The following is a 16,618-nucleotide window of genomic DNA, read 5'->3' as shown; positions in this document are numbered from 1 at the left end:
TAAAGCCTTGGCGGGTTTTTCTTGTCTCCATTGCAATGGATGAAGGATCTTTACGTTTTTACGCTTGTAAGCTTTCCTGCCTTTTTTCCTGAGCAAACGAAGCCCACGCAAAGCCAAAGCCGACGAGAACGAGCAGACCGCCGACCCAGCTGATGTGAACAATACCTGCATGGTCTACGATCACTCCACCAAGTCCTGCACCCAGCGCCAGCCCTAGCTGAAAAACCGAGGTGTTCATACTGAGGGCCACCTGCGAAGAGTGAGGGGACAGCGTGATCAAATAATACTGCTGGGCGGGAACGGTGGTTTGCACGGCAGCTACCCAGAACATAACAGTGATGATTGCCCACGTGAACAGTTGCGATGACAGCGGCAGAATGAGCAAGATGGCCGCATGGAGAAGCAAGCTGACATACAGCGTGGGGCGAATCCCCCATTTGTCAGTGGAGACGCCTCCGATCCGCGAGCCAGCCACACTAGCGAGTCCTGCCAAGAAAAGCGTGGTGCTTACCCAAGCAGTCGTCATGGCGGAGGTGCTCTGTAGAAGCGGAGTAATGTAGGTATAGACAGTGGAATACCCTGTGACAAAAAACAAAGAGATAAATAGCGCATGGATCAACCGTTTGTTGCGGAGTGCTGCCAACTGTTTGCGTAGCGGGACGGCCTCTTCTCCTTGCTGCTTTGGCAAATAGACCAAGATGGCGAAGAAGGGAATGAGTGTCAGGACGGCAATGAGCGCGAAAACAGGGCGCCATCCCCAGATGTCTCCCAGCATGGTGCCAAGTGGAACCCCAAGCACGAGCGAGAGGCTGAAGCCCATGAGGATGATCGCGATGGAGCTGCCTTTTTTCTCTGGGGAGGCCATGTTAGCCGCTTGCGCGAGAGCTACCACGGTGTAGATGCCTCCACAAAGCCCCAGCAGAATGCGGGATACCATCAATAGGGAGAAGCTTGGGCTTATGGATGCGAGCAGGTTTGCCACTATGAAAGAAAACAGCGTCCAAAGGATGAGCTTTTTGCGTTCTACTCCCGCGGTGAGCGCAATCAAGACCGGAGCACCAAAGGCAAAGGCCAGGGAAAAGGCGGTCACTAACTGACCAGCGAGGGAGAGGGGGACATGGGTGTCATCTGCGATCATGCCGATGATTCCGGTCACGATTGACTCAGCCGTGCCAATCATGAATTCTCCCAAGGCCAGCAATCGGATTAAAAATTTTTTAGACAAGGTGGTTCACTCCTCGAGCTAACAAAATGGATGTAGTGACATTTTACGAAACGATTTCTATAATTTACATACATGAAACAAGGTCTTTGCGGTGAATGACTTTCTATATACAAGTTATTTGGCAGGAGATACTTATGGATTCGAAAGGGTGATCTGCGTGGACCAAATCGATTATAAAATCATTAGCTTGCTGCACGAAAATTCGCGGATACCATTCGCAGAGCTGGGGAGAATCATCGGGATGACGCAGCCTGCTGTGAAGGAGCGGGTCCGCCGTCTGGAGGAGCAGGGAATCATTACGGGCTACCACGCGTCGATCTCTCAGGAAAAGCTGGGTAAGCACACGACTGCTTTTGTCATGTTCCGCACCAAGCAATGTGCGGCGTTCATCGATTTCTGCAAGCAATCGCCAGAAGTGACGGACATGTACCGGATCAGTGGGGAGTACAACTACATGCTGAAAGTGGTAACAAGGTCGACGGAGGAATTGGTTGCCTTCTCGGAACGCACCGGGGATTTCGGCTTCTCCTATACGTTGATCGTGCTAACGGCGCCATTTGAGCAAAAAATGATGCTGGAGGAAGAGAAAATCTTCTGATTGTGCTTCTGGCCGAACAAAAAAGAGGCTCCGCCGTATCAGGGCGAAGCCTCTTTACTTGTGTATATAGCGAAATTGCTATTTTTGCCGTACGTACTGCTCGTCCTTCATGAACAGACGCCAGAAATAAATAAAACCGGGTACGAGAATCGCAAAGCCGACCATATAACAAATGAACAGAGCGTGGAACGTATCCGGATGTGTAAAGCTGGACTCAATCGTCACTTGGGGATAGACGATGTAGGGGAGTCGCGCTGCACCGTACGCATAGCTGGCGAGCAGGTATTGCGTTGTGGCGACAATGACCGCAATCCGCGGAAGATGGATGCCGAAGTATCGACGGTCTTGGGGCAGCAAGAGAGTGATATAACTAATGAAAAAACAGACCGCCGATGCAATAAGCCACGGTAAATAGTCGAGAATGCGGTCATACAGCCATTTTGCCTCCAGTTGCATCGTGAGCACGGTAACCAATGCTGCAAGCAACGTAATGGGCCCCAGAAACACCGCATCCCGGCGGTAGACGGTGAAGGCTTGCTTTTCACCTGCGACAAAGGAGTAGTCCGCGAGAAGCAGCGACGAGAGGAAGAGCGTACTGCTGACAGCAAGACCAATGAAAGAATAGACGTGCGCGCTGGTTAAAAACAGTCCCCAATCGAGATACTCCACACCATTGATCGTTCGAGACAACCCGCCTTGTGTCACAGGAAGTACGCTGATTAATAGAGCCGGCACCAATATCCCGGTAACGCCAGAGACGATGCTGAGCATCTTGTCATACTTGTAAATCAGATGAGAAAACACCATAAACGTACTGCGAATCAGCATCAATAACACCACGAGACATCCGGGAACCAGCAGCAGGCTCCCCAATGTGTAAGTCGCGCCAGGGAAAAAGGTGACGAGCGCGACAACTATTAACACGATAAAGACATTCACGACCTCCCAGGAGGGCGAGAGGTAGCGATTGGCGATTTGGGTGGCTTTGGTTTTTTCCCGATTCAAATAGATCATCGACCAAAATCCTGCACCAAAGTCGAAGGAGGCAGCGACGGAATAGATGACGACGAAAATCCAGAGCAGCGTAATGGCAATAATCGTGTCGGTCATGCCGTTCCTCCGTCCACTTTCGGTTGTTCTGGCGGATCGAGCTCCAAGGGGTGGCGGCCAAAATAGCTACGGAATACGAGCAGGGTGACGATCGCAAAAAATACGTACACCGAGAGGAAAATCCAGAACAGGGTAGAGATGCCTGCTGCTTGGGTAGCGGCATCTACTGTTTTCATTACACGATAAACCACCCACGGCTGGCGTCCTGTGCAGGCAAAAATCCAGCCGAATTCGATGCCTAACAAGGCGAGCGGTCCACTCGCGACAAATACCCAGAGAACCCAACGCGGAAACTGAGATCGTTTTAGGAGCTTCTTCCAAGCGAAGCCGATGAAACCAACAAAGATCAACAGGCTGCCGATGATGACCATCCCGTTAAACAGCGTATGGACGTAGAGTGGAGGCCACAGCTCCTGTGGAAAATCGTCCAGACCGACCACGACCTCGTCAAAGCGATTGGCTGCAAGGAAGCTGAGCGCCCATGGAATCTCGATGGCGTATTTGACTTCTTTCGTCTCGGGATCGGTAAAGCCACCAATCGCGAGTGGGGCGTATGCTTGTGTTTCAAACAGTCCTTCCGCCGCTGCCAGCTTTTCCGGCTGGTATTTATGCAAAAGCTGTGCGGATTCATGACCGTTCAAGGCGGTTAAAAGGGAAAAGGTGCCACCCACAATCAAGCCGGCCAAGAGTGCTTTTTGATGATACAAGTAAACCCGACTGCCTTTTTGGGCGCGCAGCATTTTCCACGCTGCTACACCAGCGACGATGAATGCCCCCGTCATATAAGCAGAGACAGTTACATGACCTGCCGTTACGATAAAGCTGGGATTGAAAAAAGCTTTCCACGGGTCCACGTCGACGATCTGCCCATCGACCATCCGGAACCCAGTTGGCGTGCCTTCAAAGGCGTGGACATTCGTAATCAGGATTGCGGAGGCCGTTGCACCAAGCAAAACCATGAACAAACTCAACAAACGCATGTTACGGGATAGGCGGTGAGCCGCGTAGACGTAGATGGACATAAATAAGGCTTCCACGAAGAAAGCGAATATTTCGATCTGAAAAGGCAGCGAGATCACCCTGCCGACAATCTCCATGAACCCAGGCCATAACAAGGAAAGCTGGACCCCAGCAATCGTTCCAGACGGGATCGCGACACCTAGCAAGATCGCCTGGGCTTTTGTCCAGCGTTTGGCCATCATCTCGTAATCGCGGTCACGCGTCCGCCAAAAGAGGAGCTCTACCAGCAAGATCATGAGCGGGAGACCAACGCCCAAGGTCGCAAAAATAATGTGAAAGGCCATAGTCGTCCCGAATATGGCTCTGGTCATCACGATATCTTCCACGTTCAACGTCCTTTCTGATCAGCACCAACTATTGTTAACGATTTCCTCGTTAATGTCCCATGAGGAGGCGGAGTTTATACGAAAAAGACCGTCACAAAAATGTGACGGTCGGGCTTGATGATAAAATAAGGACGTTTGGAAGAATTGATTATTTACGATAGAGTGGATAATCAACCTCAGTTGGTACTTGAATCAACACCAGGCGGAGCGGAGCATCCGTTACTGCTTGGTAGATGGCTGTGTTGCCTTCCTCGGAGGAGAGAACGACAAAGTCACCTTTGGTTGCTACGGTTTGGTTCTCGCTGACAGTTGCTTTCTCTGCAACGCTCCCGTTTCCTTCCACTATGACGACTGCGTGAGCATAACCAGCCGGGAGTTCTTTTGTATACGATTTTCCAGCGGGAATCGTGATGTCGCTCATCAAGGAATCTGTGACCAACTGAATGGGCGCAGCCGATCCGACGATGTGTTTCACTTGCACACCATCGACATCCTCAGATGGAAACTCCTCATGATCATACTGATGGTAAGTCGGAGGTTGCTTCGTCGTTTGTGCGAGATGCGGTTCAAACCAGATTTGAAACATTTCCGTATCTTTGCCAAGTTCTTCTGCATGGTACGCGCCAGAACCGGTTTGCATGATCTGCGCGCCGCCTGTCGACACCTCTTGAAGATTTCCGAGCGTGTCCCGATGTCCGACTGTCCCTGTGAGGACATACGACAAAATTTCAAAGCCGGAGTGAGGGTGCAGCGGAATTTCAAAAGTCTTCAGGGATTTTGCCCATGCCCAGTAAAAAAGTGGTCCTACCCGTTTGACAACGGAGCCTTCATGAGGGAAGCCAATTGGTTTATTTTCTACGATTTCACCGTCGCCAAAATGTCCTTTTGCTTGCTCGTTCTGTGTGTAGACGCGGATTTCCATCTGATGTTCCTCCCTTAGTACGATTGCTGGCTTACGGGTTGTGAGGAGTCACCATTAAAACAAAACGTATGCGCCTGGACCAATCAACGCCACACCAATAACAACTGCGATTAACGTCAGGTTGTATTCGAATCCGTTTTGTGTGACCCAATATCCATTTTGACCGTGTACCTTCAGAATGGCAACCAGCATTGTGAAAGCAAGCAAAATAGAACTTGCCCAGATACCTACGCCTGCCGCAAACATCAGACCGCCAATGAGTTCAGAAAATCCAGCGACAAAGGCCATCGCTACGCCAGGTTTCACTCCAATAGACTCCAGCCAGCCGCCTGTTCCTTTCAAACCATAACCGCCAAACCAGCCAAACAGCTTCTGCGCACCATGACCTGCAAACGTCAAACCGATGACCAAACGAATCAATAACAATCCAATATCCAACACTTTTCATCTCTCCTTAATTATTTTAAATTAGTATATCTTTAGTTTGAGATATTTGTCCAAAAAGGCTGGCGGGCCTTAGAAGGATTCCGCCAGTTTTGCTGCTTTTTCTACACCAGCTGCAACGATCTCAGCTGCTTTGTCTTGGAATTGGTTGTGACCTTCTACGATCACTTCCGTTACATTGCTGATGCCCCAGAAGCCCAGAACAGTGCGCATGTATTTGTTAGCCATTTCGATTTCAGCCATAGGGCCTTCGGAATAAACGCCACCGCGTGCGCTCAACAGAGCTACTTTTTTGTCGCCCATCAGACCAACTGGACCTTCAGCAGTGTATTTGAATGTTTTGCCTGCTTGGGAGAGGTAGTCTACATACGTGTGCAGAACTGCTGGAACCGCGAAGTTCCACATAGGGAATGCGATTACTACTTTGTCAGCATCAGCAAATTGGTTCAGGTATTTGTTTACCAGGTCAGCACCTTTTTGCTCTTCAGCAGTCAGTTCGATACCGTTTCCTGCTTTCCACATAGCAGTGAGCAAGTCATTGCCATAGTAAGGGAGGTTAGCTGCGAACAGATCCAATTCTGCGATTTCATCATTTGGATGTGTTTCTCTGTATGTTTTGGTGAAAGCTTCGTACAACTTTACACTTGTAGCCTGCTCAACTGGGCGATCGTTTGCTTTAATAAAAAGTACTTTACTCATGGAAATTTTATTCCCCTTCCGTTTAGTAAGTCACTAACTTTTAATGTGTAAATCTTGATTTTAAGATTATTACGTTTAAGATCTTTTGTCAACACTTTTTTAAAACGATTGTGGTGGAGAGAGAGGACTGCTCATCTAATAAGAAGCCTGAGCAGTGCGTCCCAACTTTTTTAGCAGTTCAATTGCTTGACGCTGTTCTTCTGGTGTGAGACCTTCCATCGCTTTCTCAATTGCGAGTTGATGAGGAGGGAAGATTTCGGACAAAAATTGGTGCCCTTTTTCCGTGAGCTCCGCATAAATGACGCGGCGGTCTGCCGAACAGGGTTTGCGAATGAGCAGTTGTTTCTTTTCTAGCTTATCTACAACGTAGGTGATGTTTCCGCTGGAGATTAATATTTTTTCGCCAATTTGCTGCAATGGTTGAGGACCTTTATGAAATAATACCTCTAGAACCCCGAATTCGGTTGGATTAAGTCCATGCTCGCGAATGTGACGATTGGAGTGAGCGGTAACCCAGTTGTATGACCTCGATAAAACTACAAAAAGATCGAGGGGATCATTTCGCAGTGGTTTGTCAGACATATGGACCCTCCTATTCATCGAAACTTCGATATCTTTAATTTAAGATAATCCTACCTCTCGTATTTACATTTGTCAAATTGAGATAAAAAATAAAATGAAAAACACGCCTGTACAAACAGTTGTCTTCGTGATAAACTTTTGTTTGTAAACAAGCTGTGAAAGAGAAACAGAAGAAAGGAGGATGACCGTGGAAAAAGACATGCAGATCCTTCATCATATCCGGCAAAATCCTTTTATCACGCAACAGGAGCTGGCTGATCTGATTGGCATCTCGCGTTCAGCGGTAGCTGGCTACATTGCACAGTTGACCAAACGCGGGGAAATCAAAGGACGGGCTTACGTACTTCGTGATGAAGGAATGATTGCTTGTATCGGTGGGGCCAACCTGGACCGCAAAGCACGCGGCAAGCAACAGGTGCGTCTACAGTCATCCAATCCAGTAACGATTATGGAATCGTGTGGAGGGGTGGCACGGAATATCGCGGAGAACCTCGGTCGTCTTGGCTGCAATACGTCACTCATCACCAGCATTGGTGAGGACAAGGAAGGCGAATGGCTCTTGCAGGAGACGAAAAAGCACGGGGTACACATCAGCCAAGTGTGGAGACTGCCTACACAGCGGACAGGAACGTATACCGCTCTTCTCGATATTGATGGCGAGATGGTTGTTTCCTTGGCGAACATGGATATTTACGATGCTCTTACACCAGAGATGTTCGCGGAGAAATGGTCGCACATTGCAGCAGCCCATGTGGTTTTCATCGATACAAACATTCCGGCGGACTGCTTGGCCTACATCATCGAACGTTGCCGGGAGGAAAACATCCTGCTCTTCGTTGACCCGGTCTCTTCCATTAAAGCTAAGAAGCTCCCACAGCAATTGGACGGAGTAGAAGCGATTTTGCCGAATCGCGAAGAAGCCGAGCTGATGGCTGGCATGAAGATCACGACGATCGAAGAATGCGCCGAGGCTTGCCGCAAGATCAGGGAACGAGGCGTCAAGCACGTCATCGTGACCTTGGGCGAAGAAGGAATTTACTATCAATCCGAGGACGTGGAGGAGCATATGTCTCCATATCCAACGGAAGTGGTAGATGTAACAGGTGCGGGAGATGCGTTCGCGTCGGGACTCTTGTATGGCATTGTAAACGGAGAGTCTTTCCAGAGAGCATGCCGCCTTGGTTTGGCAGCATCCGCTCTGACATTGCAAACAGAGCAGTCCGTATCTCCTCTATTAAAAGCAGAACAATTGGAACTGGCCGTAGAACAATTCGAAAAGGAGCGATAAGAGATGAAACAATATTTGACCTTTACTGAGGAAGTACGCCACGCACTGGAGAACAACCTGCCGGTAGTTGCACTGGAGACGACGATTATTTCGCACGGTATGCCATATCCGCAAAACATTGAAATGGCAAAAGAAGTAGAGCAAATCATTCGCGACAACGGTGCCGTACCAGCTACGATCGGGATCATGGACGGCAAAATCAAAATCGGTTTGACTGACAGCGAGCTGGAAGAGTTTGCGACGAACAAAAATGTAGCAAAAGTAAGCCGTCGCGACTTCGCTTACATTTTGGCTAGTGGTAAAATCGGTGCGACTACAGTAGCCGCTACCATGATCGCAGCTGAGATGGCTGGCATCCACATGTTTGCAACTGGCGGTATCGGCGGGGTACACCGTGAAGGTGAAATCACTTGGGACGTATCTGCTGACCTGACTGAGCTGGCGCAAACAGATGTAGCTGTAGTATGCGCAGGGGCGAAATCGATCCTCGATATCGGTCGCACACTCGAATATTTGGAAACGCAAGGTGTACCAGTTGTGGGCTACCGCACAGATGAATTCCCATCCTTCTTCGCTCGCGAAAGCGGATTTGGCGTAGACATGCGCATCGATACACCGGAAGAAGTCGGTAAGATGATGAACACCAAATGGGATCTGGGACTCAAAGGCGGTATGATTATCGCGAACCCAGTACCAGAATCCGATGCACTGAATCACCAGGAAATCGAGGCAGTGATCCAAAAAGCACTCGCAGAAGCAAAAGAAAACAACATTGCAGGTAAACAGGTAACGCCATTCATGCTCGATAAAGTGAAAAAGCTGACAGAAGGCAAGAGCTTGGCAACGAACATCGCGCTGGTGAAACACAATGCTGAAGTAGCTGCGAAAATCGCGGTAGCTTATCAGAAAGAAGCGAATCAAGGTAAATAAGAGAGAGCGAAGATCGAACAATTGCTCCCGGTTAATCCGGGGGCTTTTTTTGTTTTTTAGCGGCTGTAGTGGGGGGAAGAAGCTGTGGTTAACATCTTGAAAGCTGTCTCAAGAGGGTTACTTAGAAGACTCCCTCAAATTCAAAAAATTAACTTGGTTGTAACTCCTCCGAACAAACTCGCATTATGGTTTAAAAGCGCGGCCAAAATCTTCGCTGTTAAGAAGTACTGCCATATGTTTGGAAGGAGACCGCCCGAACGAAGTGAGGAAAAAGGCGACTGGAAAACATGTGGCAGGGCTTCGTCCGGCAGAATAGCTGGATGACAACTAAGCATTTTCCCTGTGTTTTCAGCACATAAAGCCCATTTAGAAAAAAATTGAAAAAAGCGCTTGATATACCCCAAGGGGGTATTGTATAGTAAGGGTGTGAACAGGAAACAACGTAAGGGAAACGATACGATAAAATATACCCCTTGAGGGTATTTGGAGGGATTAAAATGAGTGCCAAAACAGCAGAGGCAACAGTCGCAATCTCAGGGATGACTTGCGCAGCTTGTGCACTGCGCATCGAAAAGGGCCTGGGAAAAATGGAGGGAGTGGAGACTGCCAACGTCAATCTGGCCTTGGAAAAATCCACAGTCGTGTTCGATCCATCGAAAACGAACATCGACGACATCCGCTCCAAAATTGAATCGCTCGGCTATGGTGTCGTCACTGACAAGGTGGAGCTAAACATCTCGGGAATGACATGTGCGGCTTGCTCCACACGGATCGAAAAAGGTTTGAACAAAACAGCTGGGGTTCTGAAGGCTAACGTGAACCTGGCGATGGAAACAGCCACTGTCGAGTACGATTCATCACAGGTAAGTGTGACGGACATTATTCAAAAGGTAGAAAAGCTAGGGTATCAGGCGACTCGCAAGGAAGAAGGAAAAGAAGAAGAAAAAGTAGATCGTCGCCAGGAAGAAATCAAACGGCAGACCCGCAAGTTCTGGATTTCCGCGATTCTGTCGCTCCCGCTGCTCTGGTCGATGGTGAGCCACTTTTCCTTCACCTCGTTTATCTGGCTGCCTGAAATCTTGATGAATCCGTGGGTACAGCTCGCATTGGCAACACCTGTACAATTCATCATCGGAGCACAGTTTTACGTGGGAGCTTTCAAAGCCCTTCGCAACAAGAGTGCTAACATGGATGTGCTGGTTGCTCTCGGTACCTCAGCTGCTTATTTCTACAGTTTATGGGTCGCGATCAACTCCATCGGTGCTCATGGCGGCCATATGCTGGAGCTGTACTTTGAGACGAGTGCGGTACTGATCACGTTGATCGTCTTGGGTAAATTGTTTGAGATGAAAGCAAAGGGACGCTCTTCGGAAGCGATCCGCAAGCTGATGGGCTTGCAAGCAAAAACAGCAATAGTCGTACGGGATGGCGTCGAAATGACCATTCCTGTAGAAGAAGTGAGACTGGGCGACGTTGTTCACGTGAAGCCGGGCGACAAAGTACCTGTCGATGGCATCGTCATGGAAGGACAGTCCGCAGTGGATGAGTCCATGCTGACTGGTGAAAGTATTCCGGTGGATAAAGCCGCAGGCGATACCGTCATCGGCGCCACCTTGAACAAAAACGGCTTTTTGAAGGTCCAGGCAACCAAAGTCGGAAAAGAAACGGCTCTGGCGCAAATCATTAAAGTAGTGGAAGAAGCACAAGGAACTAAAGCACCGATTCAGCGCGTAGCTGACAGCATCTCGGGGATTTTTGTCCCAATCGTCGTAGGGATTGCCATTCTTACCTTCTTGATCTGGTACTTCTTCGTTATACCTGGCAACTTCGGTGAGGCTTTGGAAAAAGCAATTGCTGTACTCGTAATCGCATGCCCGTGCGCCCTCGGTTTGGCAACACCGACCTCGATCATGGCGGGCTCTGGACGCGCAGCTGAGTTGGGCATCTTGTTCAAAGGCGGGGAGCATCTGGAGACTGCTCACCATCTGGATACGATCGTCCTCGATAAAACAGGGACTGTAACCAAAGGCGAGCCAGAACTGACAGACGTCATTGCCATTGATATCGAAGAACAAGAGTTACTCTCTTTGGTCGGCGCCGCTGAGAAAAATTCCGAGCACCCATTGGCTCAAGCCATCGTTCGCGGAATTGCAGATAAAGGAATCACCTTGACGAATACAGATTCTTTTGAAGCCATTCCTGGTTTCGGTATCCAGGCAACCGTCGCTGGCAAAGAAGTACTCGTCGGTACCCGCCGCTTGCTTGAAAAACATCAAATTTCGTATCAAGCAGTGTCTGATACCATGCTGGCACTGGAGCGCTCCGGTAAAACGGCGATGCTCGCAGTCGTCGAAGGCAAGCTCGCTGGCTTGATTGCCGTAGCGGATACGATCAAACCGACCTCCAAGGAAGCTGTTCAACGCATGAAAGCAATGGGATTGACTGTGATCATGATGACCGGTGACAACCGTCAAACTGCTGAGGCTATTGCCCGTGAAGCAGGAATCGATCACGTCATCGCAGAAGTCCTGCCTGAAGGCAAGGCCGCAGAAGTGAAAAAACTGCAAGAACAAGGCAAAAAAGTTGCGATGGTCGGCGATGGTATCAACGATGCTCCTGCACTCGCTACCGCTGACGTCGGTATGGCAATCGGTACAGGTACAGATGTGGCTATGGAAGCAGCCGATATTACCTTGATGCGCGGCGAACTGACCAGTGTCGCAGACGCCATCGAGATGAGCAAACTCACCATCCGCAACATCAAGCAAAACCTGTTCTGGGCACTGGCCTACAACACCTTGGGCATCCCGATTGCCGCAATTGGCTTCCTCGCTCCATGGCTTGCCGGTGCTGCAATGGCCTTCAGCTCCGTATCCGTTGTACTCAACGCACTGAGACTGCAACGAGTGAAGCTGTAACAACAGTAACAAGCGGCTTTGTCCGCCTTACCTATACAACATAAAATGTAAGGAGAGATTTGATCATGACAAATATCACATTGAACGTAGAAGGTATGTCTTGCAACAAATGCGTAGCGCGCATCGAGAATACATTGAAAGAACTGGGTGCAGAAGGCAAAGTGCACTTGGCTGATAAAAAGGTTGATGTTTCCTACAATGAGAGCACATTGACACTCGAAGCAGTAAAAGAAGCAATCGAAGACCAAGGCTACGACGTCGTTTAAGCATCGTGCTATTACTATCGAAAAAAGCTCCTGCCTGATTCCATGAGGCGGGAGCTTTTTGGCTGTTTTGCTTGGAGTAGCTGTAGGGGAGGGGAAGAAGCCCATTTCCAGTCTACGCTTCGGCCTACGCCCCGCAAGGGGTTAGACTGTCCGCTCCGAAATGAATGTCGGGAGCGCTTCAAAAGTAGAGTTTCGAAGATGTATTCGCAGAGGTTGAAGCTGACAACCCCCGCCATTCATTTCTACGTTGAGTTGGGCTCCAGAGGCGCTAGGACTGGAAATGTTCTTCTTCCCAAGCGACTATTGTTTACATCTTGAAAGCAGCATTCAAGGGGGTGCTTCATTAAATGCATGTAGAATCCCAACAGCTTGTAGAGGAAACAGGAGAAATAAGCGAAGATATTTGGACACACCTACCGAGGCGCAGTGAAAAAAAGAGAAACTGCCTTTAGCGTCCACCTCTGAGACACATCTTGAATGGACTACTTTGGACGCGGTTTCGCTTTTTTTCACGGAGCCAGGCACCACATGCTTCCCAGCAGGTGTTCCAAGAAGCTGAGCGTTTTCTCCTGTTTCCTCCCCACCCCACATGCGAGAGAGAATAACGCACGATTCCTTTAATCGAATGAGTAACCGAGAGCTAATCCAATCCGACTCATAAAGAAAGACAAAGTCCGGTTAAAACCGTGCTAAACGAACGTTCACAATAACTGGAAGCGAGCGTATAATCAAATCACGATCAAGCTTAATCAAGAAACAACACATACGGCCTAGTTCCGAGATTCTCGGAAGCGGGGGAACCAATCTTTTGGGGTTAATCCTGAGTGATCAGGAGGGATGAGGAAAAGTCTTCTCTGCCATCCTACCCGTCAGCTAACCTCGTCGGCCAAAGCAGGGAAGGTCATGGATGGATAAAGTCTAGGCATATAATACGCAACAAGGGGATTCCTTGCGGGCGTGTGATAGGCCGATGCAGGCTTTTTCTTTGGGACCTTTGTTCTGGAGAAAAAGGATGGATCGGCCTATTTTTTTATGGATATACCGATGAGCAGCTTACGCCATACAGACGTTATCGAAAAACGTGTGGATCGCTGGGAGGCAGTCGGTACGACATAAACCGCTGACAATCGAAATCAGGAAGACAGAGTACAGGGAGTCCTGAAAAGGGATGCCAGGTATTACGTAAGCCTGCGGATTTTTTACACGAGTAAAAATCAAGCGTGCATGCTTGGTTTTGCTGGAGTGTGGAAACTTCGCAGGCTTTTTGCATTTACGAAAAAACGAAAGATGAGGGATACCATGCCCAAAATGAAGGTCCATCAACTGACAAAAGTGTTCGGCAAGCAGCCCGAGCTGGCCTTGAAGCTACTGGCAGAAGGACGTACGAAAGAACAAATTTACAAGCAAACGGGCCAGTCTATCGGGGTGAATCAGGTCAGCTTTGAAGTCGAGGAAGGTGAAATCTTCGTGATCATGGGCCTGTCCGGCAGCGGCAAGTCAACCTTAATCCGACTGTGTAATCGACTGATTGACCCAACGAGTGGAAGCATCGAGATCGATGGGGAAGAGATCGTGGACATGAAGGCATCGGCTTTGCGCGAGGTGAGGAGGAAGAAGCTCGGGATGGTTTTCCAAAACTTCGCCCTGTTTCCGCAGCGGACGGTACGAGAAAACGTCGAGTTCGGTTTGGAGATTCAACAAGTACCACCAGGGCTCCGGCAAGAAAAAGCACGGGAAGCGCTTGCGCTCGTTGGGTTAACCGAGTGGGAAAATGCGTACCCGGATCAATTGAGCGGAGGGATGCGCCAGCGAGTCGGATTGGCGCGGGCGTTGGCTAATAATCCAGATATTCTCTTGATGGACGAAGCGTTCAGTGCACTGGACCCGCTCATTCGAAAAGACATGCAGGATGAGCTACTGGAGCTTCAGATGACGATGAAAAAGACGATCCTGTTCATTACACATGACTTGCACGAGGCGTTGAGGCTGGGTGATCGGATTGCCTTTATGAAAGACGGAAAGATCATTCAAATCGGCCGCCCGGAAGAAATCATGGCAGACCCAGCGGATGAATTCGTGCGGAAGTTTGTCGAGGATGCCGACCTGTCCAGAGTGCTCGTTGCTGAAAATGTGATGAAACGGGCAGAAGCAATCACGCCTGACAAAGGGGCGCGAGTGGCGCTGCAACTCATGATGGATAACGGCGTGTCCAGCTTGTACGTCGTGGACAAAAAGCGCACACTGCTCGGCTTGATTACGGCGTATGACGTATCACTCGCGATCGATACGGGGGATTCACTGGAGACGATTATGAAAACCGACCTCCCTACTGTTTCACCTGACGCACGTCTGCACAGTTTGTTCCCAATGATGGCAGACCTGCACATCCCGATTGCGGTAGTGGGCGAGCAGCAGCGTTTGTTGGGTGTCATCGTAAAAGGAGCGGTGCTAGGCGGGCTGGTAGGCAAAGTCAATGTCCAAGAACACCAGAGAGCAGAGGTGATGAGTGATGGACGTCGTGCCTAAGCTGCCGATTGGCGAATGGATGGAAGGGTTCGTGGAGGTGCTGGGCCAGTACAAAGGGGTATTGTTTGATCCAGTGTCTATCGTCATTTCTACGATGGTGACTTACTGTTCCACGGTTTTGGCGGAGATACCTTCGCTGATTCTCATCTTGCTGCTGGGGGCCGCTGCGTGGGTTTTTGCAGGGAGAGCGTCAATGGTCTTTACGGTTGTCGGACTTTCTCTCATTCACAACCTGGGGTACTGGGATGAAACGATGGAGACATTGGGACTCGTCCTCACTGCCACCATGATTTCGATCGCCATCGGGATTCCGGTGGGCATTCTTTGCGCGAGATACGATACGTTTCGCAATCTGGTCACGCCAATACTGGATTTGATGCAGACGATGCCAGCGTTCGTTTACTTGATTCCCGCGATCTTTTTCTTTGGCTTGGGTGAGGTGCCGGGAGTCATTGCCTCCGTTATTTTTGCTTTGCCGCCAATTGTGCGTCTCACGAACTTAGGCATACGTCAGGTGCCAGCGGAAATGGAGGAAGCAGCGGATGCCTTTGGCGCAACTGGGTGGCAAAAGCTCGTGAAAGTGCAACTGCCGTATGCGAAATCGACGATCTTGGCGGGAGTCAATCAGTGCATCATGCTCGCCCTGTCGATGGTGGTCATAGCGGCTATGATCGGGGCAAAAGGCTTGGGTGCAGACGTATATCGCGCCGTATCGCAAGTGGATATAGGAAGAGGATTCGAGGCGGGGCTATCCATCGTGATCATCGCTATCGTCTTGGATCGGCTTACTCAACATGCAGGAAAAAAGGAGAGAAACATATGATGAACAAAGCGGTTCCAGCTTTACTGGCAGTAATGATGGGAGCGACAGCTTGGCTCGCAGGCTGCTCCAGTCAAAACACAAACACACAAATACCGACAGCAACGGTAGTCGGTCCTATTTCTTCTGAGACGTCGGACAACGCGCTAGGAGAAAAGCTCGACTACAAAATCATCGGAATCGACGCAGGAGCAGGCTCGATGGTGAAGACAGAGGAAGTCATGAACTTGTATGGCTTGGATAAATGGCAGCTTGTTGAAGGCTCCGATGCAGCGATGACAGCAGCTTTGACTAAGGCGTACGAAGCGAAGGAACCGATTATCATTACGGGCTGGACACCGCATTGGATGTTTAAAAAGATGGATTTGAAATATTTGGCGGACCCGAAGAACGGCTTTGGTGGAGCGGAACAAATCCATACCATCGTGCGCAAAGGGCTGAAAGAGGATCAGCCTGCTGCCTATCAATTTCTGGATAAGTTCTCGTGGGAGCCAGCCGATATGGAGTCAGTCATGGTCCAAATGATTGACGGAAAAGATCCGGAAGTGGCCGCTGCGGAATGGGTAAAAAACAACGAAGTCAAAGTAGCGAAATGGGTGGAGGGCATACAGCCTGTCCAAAAAGAGAAGCTGACTCTCGCTTATGTAGCATGGGATTCCGAGATTGCCAGCTCGCACGTTGTAGAGCATGTGCTGGAGCAGAAGCTGGGGTATGAAGTCGAATTGAGTCAGGTGCAGACTGGACCGATGTGGGCAGGAGTGGCCATTGGGGATGTAGATGGGATGGTTGCGGCTTGGCTGCCGTCTACAGATACGAGCTATTTGAAAAAGTTTGGTGGGCAAATCGAGGATTTGGGTCCGAATCTCGACGGAACCAAAATCGGACTCGTGGTTCCTTCGTACATGAACATCTCGTCCATTGAGGATCTCCAATAAGGAAGGGAG

General features: G+C 49.6%; 16 protein-coding genes and 1 riboswitch. Of the genes, 9 read left to right on the top strand and 7 right to left on the bottom strand.

Features of this window, described 5'->3' with window-relative positions; translation table 11 throughout:
* Nucleotides 1–58: 58 nt before the first annotated feature.
* A complete protein-coding gene (locus POF51_RS27885; protein WP_271756529.1) occupies nt 59–1,225 on the bottom strand; it encodes an MFS transporter in 1,167 nt (388 codons plus the stop codon).
* A gap of 157 nt (nt 1,226–1,382) precedes the next feature.
* Here POF51_RS27885 and POF51_RS27880 point away from each other — a divergent pair, with 157 nt between their 5' ends.
* Complete coding sequence (locus POF51_RS27880; protein ID WP_069851918.1) at nt 1,383–1,823, top strand: Lrp/AsnC family transcriptional regulator; 441 nt, start codon at nt 1,383–1,385, stop codon at nt 1,821–1,823.
* Between the two features lie 78 nt (nt 1,824–1,901).
* Here POF51_RS27880 and POF51_RS27875 read toward each other — a convergent pair whose 3' ends face one another.
* The 6 genes from POF51_RS27875 to POF51_RS27850 all read right to left on the bottom strand — a co-directional run bounded on the left by POF51_RS27875 (nt 1,902) and on the right by POF51_RS27850 (nt 6,926).
* Complete coding sequence (locus tag POF51_RS27875) at nt 1,902–2,933, bottom strand: cytochrome d ubiquinol oxidase subunit II (protein WP_017247158.1); 1,032 nt, start codon at nt 2,931–2,933, stop codon at nt 1,902–1,904.
* Nucleotides 2,930–4,264: a cytochrome ubiquinol oxidase subunit I gene (locus tag POF51_RS27870; protein ID WP_020477513.1), complete on the bottom strand. Its 1,335-nt coding sequence runs from the start codon at nt 4,262–4,264 to the stop codon at nt 2,930–2,932. Before POF51_RS27870 ends, POF51_RS27875 begins: the two co-directional genes overlap by 4 nt.
* Nucleotides 4,265–4,427: 163 nt before the next feature.
* Complete coding sequence (locus POF51_RS27865) at nt 4,428–5,201, bottom strand: pirin family protein (RefSeq protein WP_069851921.1); 774 nt, start codon at nt 5,199–5,201, stop codon at nt 4,428–4,430.
* A gap of 54 nt (nt 5,202–5,255) precedes the next feature.
* Complete coding sequence (locus POF51_RS27860) at nt 5,256–5,642, bottom strand: DoxX family protein (protein ID WP_069851923.1); 387 nt, start codon at nt 5,640–5,642, stop codon at nt 5,256–5,258.
* 75 nt (nt 5,643–5,717) lie between these two features.
* Nucleotides 5,718–6,344 carry an FMN-dependent NADH-azoreductase gene (locus POF51_RS27855; RefSeq protein ID WP_017247164.1) on the bottom strand — a complete coding sequence of 209 codons (627 nt, stop codon included), beginning with the start codon at nt 6,342–6,344 and terminating at the stop codon, nt 5,718–5,720.
* 135 nt (nt 6,345–6,479) lie between these two features.
* Entirely contained in the window at nt 6,480–6,926 is a 447-nt protein-coding gene (locus POF51_RS27850) for a MarR family winged helix-turn-helix transcriptional regulator (protein ID WP_069851925.1), read from the bottom strand.
* Between the two features lie 187 nt (nt 6,927–7,113).
* Between POF51_RS27850 and POF51_RS27845 the strand changes: the two genes are divergently transcribed.
* The 8 genes from POF51_RS27845 to POF51_RS27810 all read left to right on the top strand — a co-directional run bounded on the left by POF51_RS27845 (nt 7,114) and on the right by POF51_RS27810 (nt 16,609).
* Nucleotides 7,114–8,214, top strand: coding sequence for a carbohydrate kinase (locus POF51_RS27845; protein WP_017247166.1), 1,101 nt, complete (start codon nt 7,114–7,116; stop codon nt 8,212–8,214).
* Between the two features lie 3 nt (nt 8,215–8,217).
* Nucleotides 8,218–9,144 carry a pseudouridine-5'-phosphate glycosidase gene (locus POF51_RS27840; RefSeq protein ID WP_017247167.1) on the top strand — a complete coding sequence of 309 codons (927 nt, stop codon included), beginning with the start codon at nt 8,218–8,220 and terminating at the stop codon, nt 9,142–9,144.
* An 84-nt stretch (nt 9,145–9,228) separates the two neighbouring features.
* Nucleotides 9,229–9,468 (top strand): hypothetical protein, encoded by a 240-nt coding sequence (locus POF51_RS27835; RefSeq protein ID WP_069851927.1) that lies wholly within the window; start codon nt 9,229–9,231, stop codon nt 9,466–9,468.
* Between the two features lie 173 nt (nt 9,469–9,641).
* On the top strand, nt 9,642–12,062 hold the full coding sequence (locus tag POF51_RS27830; protein ID WP_069851929.1) for a heavy metal translocating P-type ATPase: 2,421 nt from the start codon (nt 9,642–9,644) through the stop codon (nt 12,060–12,062).
* Between the two features lie 65 nt (nt 12,063–12,127).
* Complete coding sequence (locus POF51_RS27825; RefSeq protein ID WP_017247169.1) at nt 12,128–12,328, top strand: cation transporter; 201 nt, start codon at nt 12,128–12,130, stop codon at nt 12,326–12,328.
* A gap of 757 nt (nt 12,329–13,085) precedes the next feature.
* Nucleotides 13,086–13,232, top strand: a riboswitch (cyclic di-AMP (ydaO/yuaA leader).
* Between the two features lie 395 nt (nt 13,233–13,627).
* Complete coding sequence (locus POF51_RS27820) at nt 13,628–14,854, top strand: quaternary amine ABC transporter ATP-binding protein (RefSeq protein WP_271756527.1); 1,227 nt, start codon at nt 13,628–13,630, stop codon at nt 14,852–14,854.
* Complete coding sequence (locus tag POF51_RS27815) at nt 14,838–15,677, top strand: ABC transporter permease (protein ID WP_069851933.1); 840 nt, start codon at nt 14,838–14,840, stop codon at nt 15,675–15,677. Before POF51_RS27820 ends, POF51_RS27815 begins: the two co-directional genes overlap by 17 nt.
* The gene (locus POF51_RS27810; protein ID WP_271756526.1) at nt 15,674–16,609 is read left to right on the top strand and encodes a glycine betaine ABC transporter substrate-binding protein; all 936 of its coding nucleotides are present in this window, start codon (nt 15,674–15,676) and stop codon (nt 16,607–16,609) included. Before POF51_RS27815 ends, POF51_RS27810 begins: the two co-directional genes overlap by 4 nt.
* Nucleotides 16,610–16,618: the final 9 nt, after the last annotated feature.

It is taken from the genome of Brevibacillus sp. AG (assembly GCF_028369215.1).
Taxonomy (GTDB): Bacteria; Bacillota; Bacilli; order Brevibacillales; family Brevibacillaceae; genus Brevibacillus; species Brevibacillus porteri.
Note: the sequence above shows the minus strand (reverse complement) of the source record. Positions and strands in the feature narration are given on the sequence as shown.

Bases quoted from the DNA above. Each gene is read 5' to 3' on its own strand.
- POF51_RS27875 (WP_017247158.1), bottom strand. From the start codon at position 2,933: ATGACCGACACGATTATTGCCATTACGCTGCTCTGGATTTTCGTCGTC.
- POF51_RS27870 (WP_020477513.1), bottom strand. From the start codon at position 4,264: ATGACCAGAGCCATATTCGGGACGACTATGGCCTTTCACATTATTTTT.
- POF51_RS27865 (WP_069851921.1), bottom strand. From the start codon at position 5,201: ATGGAAATCCGCGTCTACACACAGAACGAGCAAGCAAAAGGACATTTT.
- POF51_RS27855 (WP_017247164.1), bottom strand. From the start codon at position 6,344: ATGAGTAAAGTACTTTTTATTAAAGCAAACGATCGCCCAGTTGAGCAG.
- POF51_RS27850 (WP_069851925.1), bottom strand. From the start codon at position 6,926: ATGTCTGACAAACCACTGCGAAATGATCCCCTCGATCTTTTTGTAGTT.
- POF51_RS27840 (WP_017247167.1), top strand. From the start codon at position 8,218: ATGAAACAATATTTGACCTTTACTGAGGAAGTACGCCACGCACTGGAG.
- POF51_RS27830 (WP_069851929.1), top strand. From the start codon at position 9,642: ATGAGTGCCAAAACAGCAGAGGCAACAGTCGCAATCTCAGGGATGACT.
- POF51_RS27825 (WP_017247169.1), top strand. From the start codon at position 12,128: ATGACAAATATCACATTGAACGTAGAAGGTATGTCTTGCAACAAATGC.
- POF51_RS27820 (WP_271756527.1), top strand. From the start codon at position 13,628: ATGCCCAAAATGAAGGTCCATCAACTGACAAAAGTGTTCGGCAAGCAG.
- POF51_RS27815 (WP_069851933.1), top strand. From the start codon at position 14,838: ATGGACGTCGTGCCTAAGCTGCCGATTGGCGAATGGATGGAAGGGTTC.
- POF51_RS27810 (WP_271756526.1), top strand. From the start codon at position 15,674: ATGATGAACAAAGCGGTTCCAGCTTTACTGGCAGTAATGATGGGAGCG.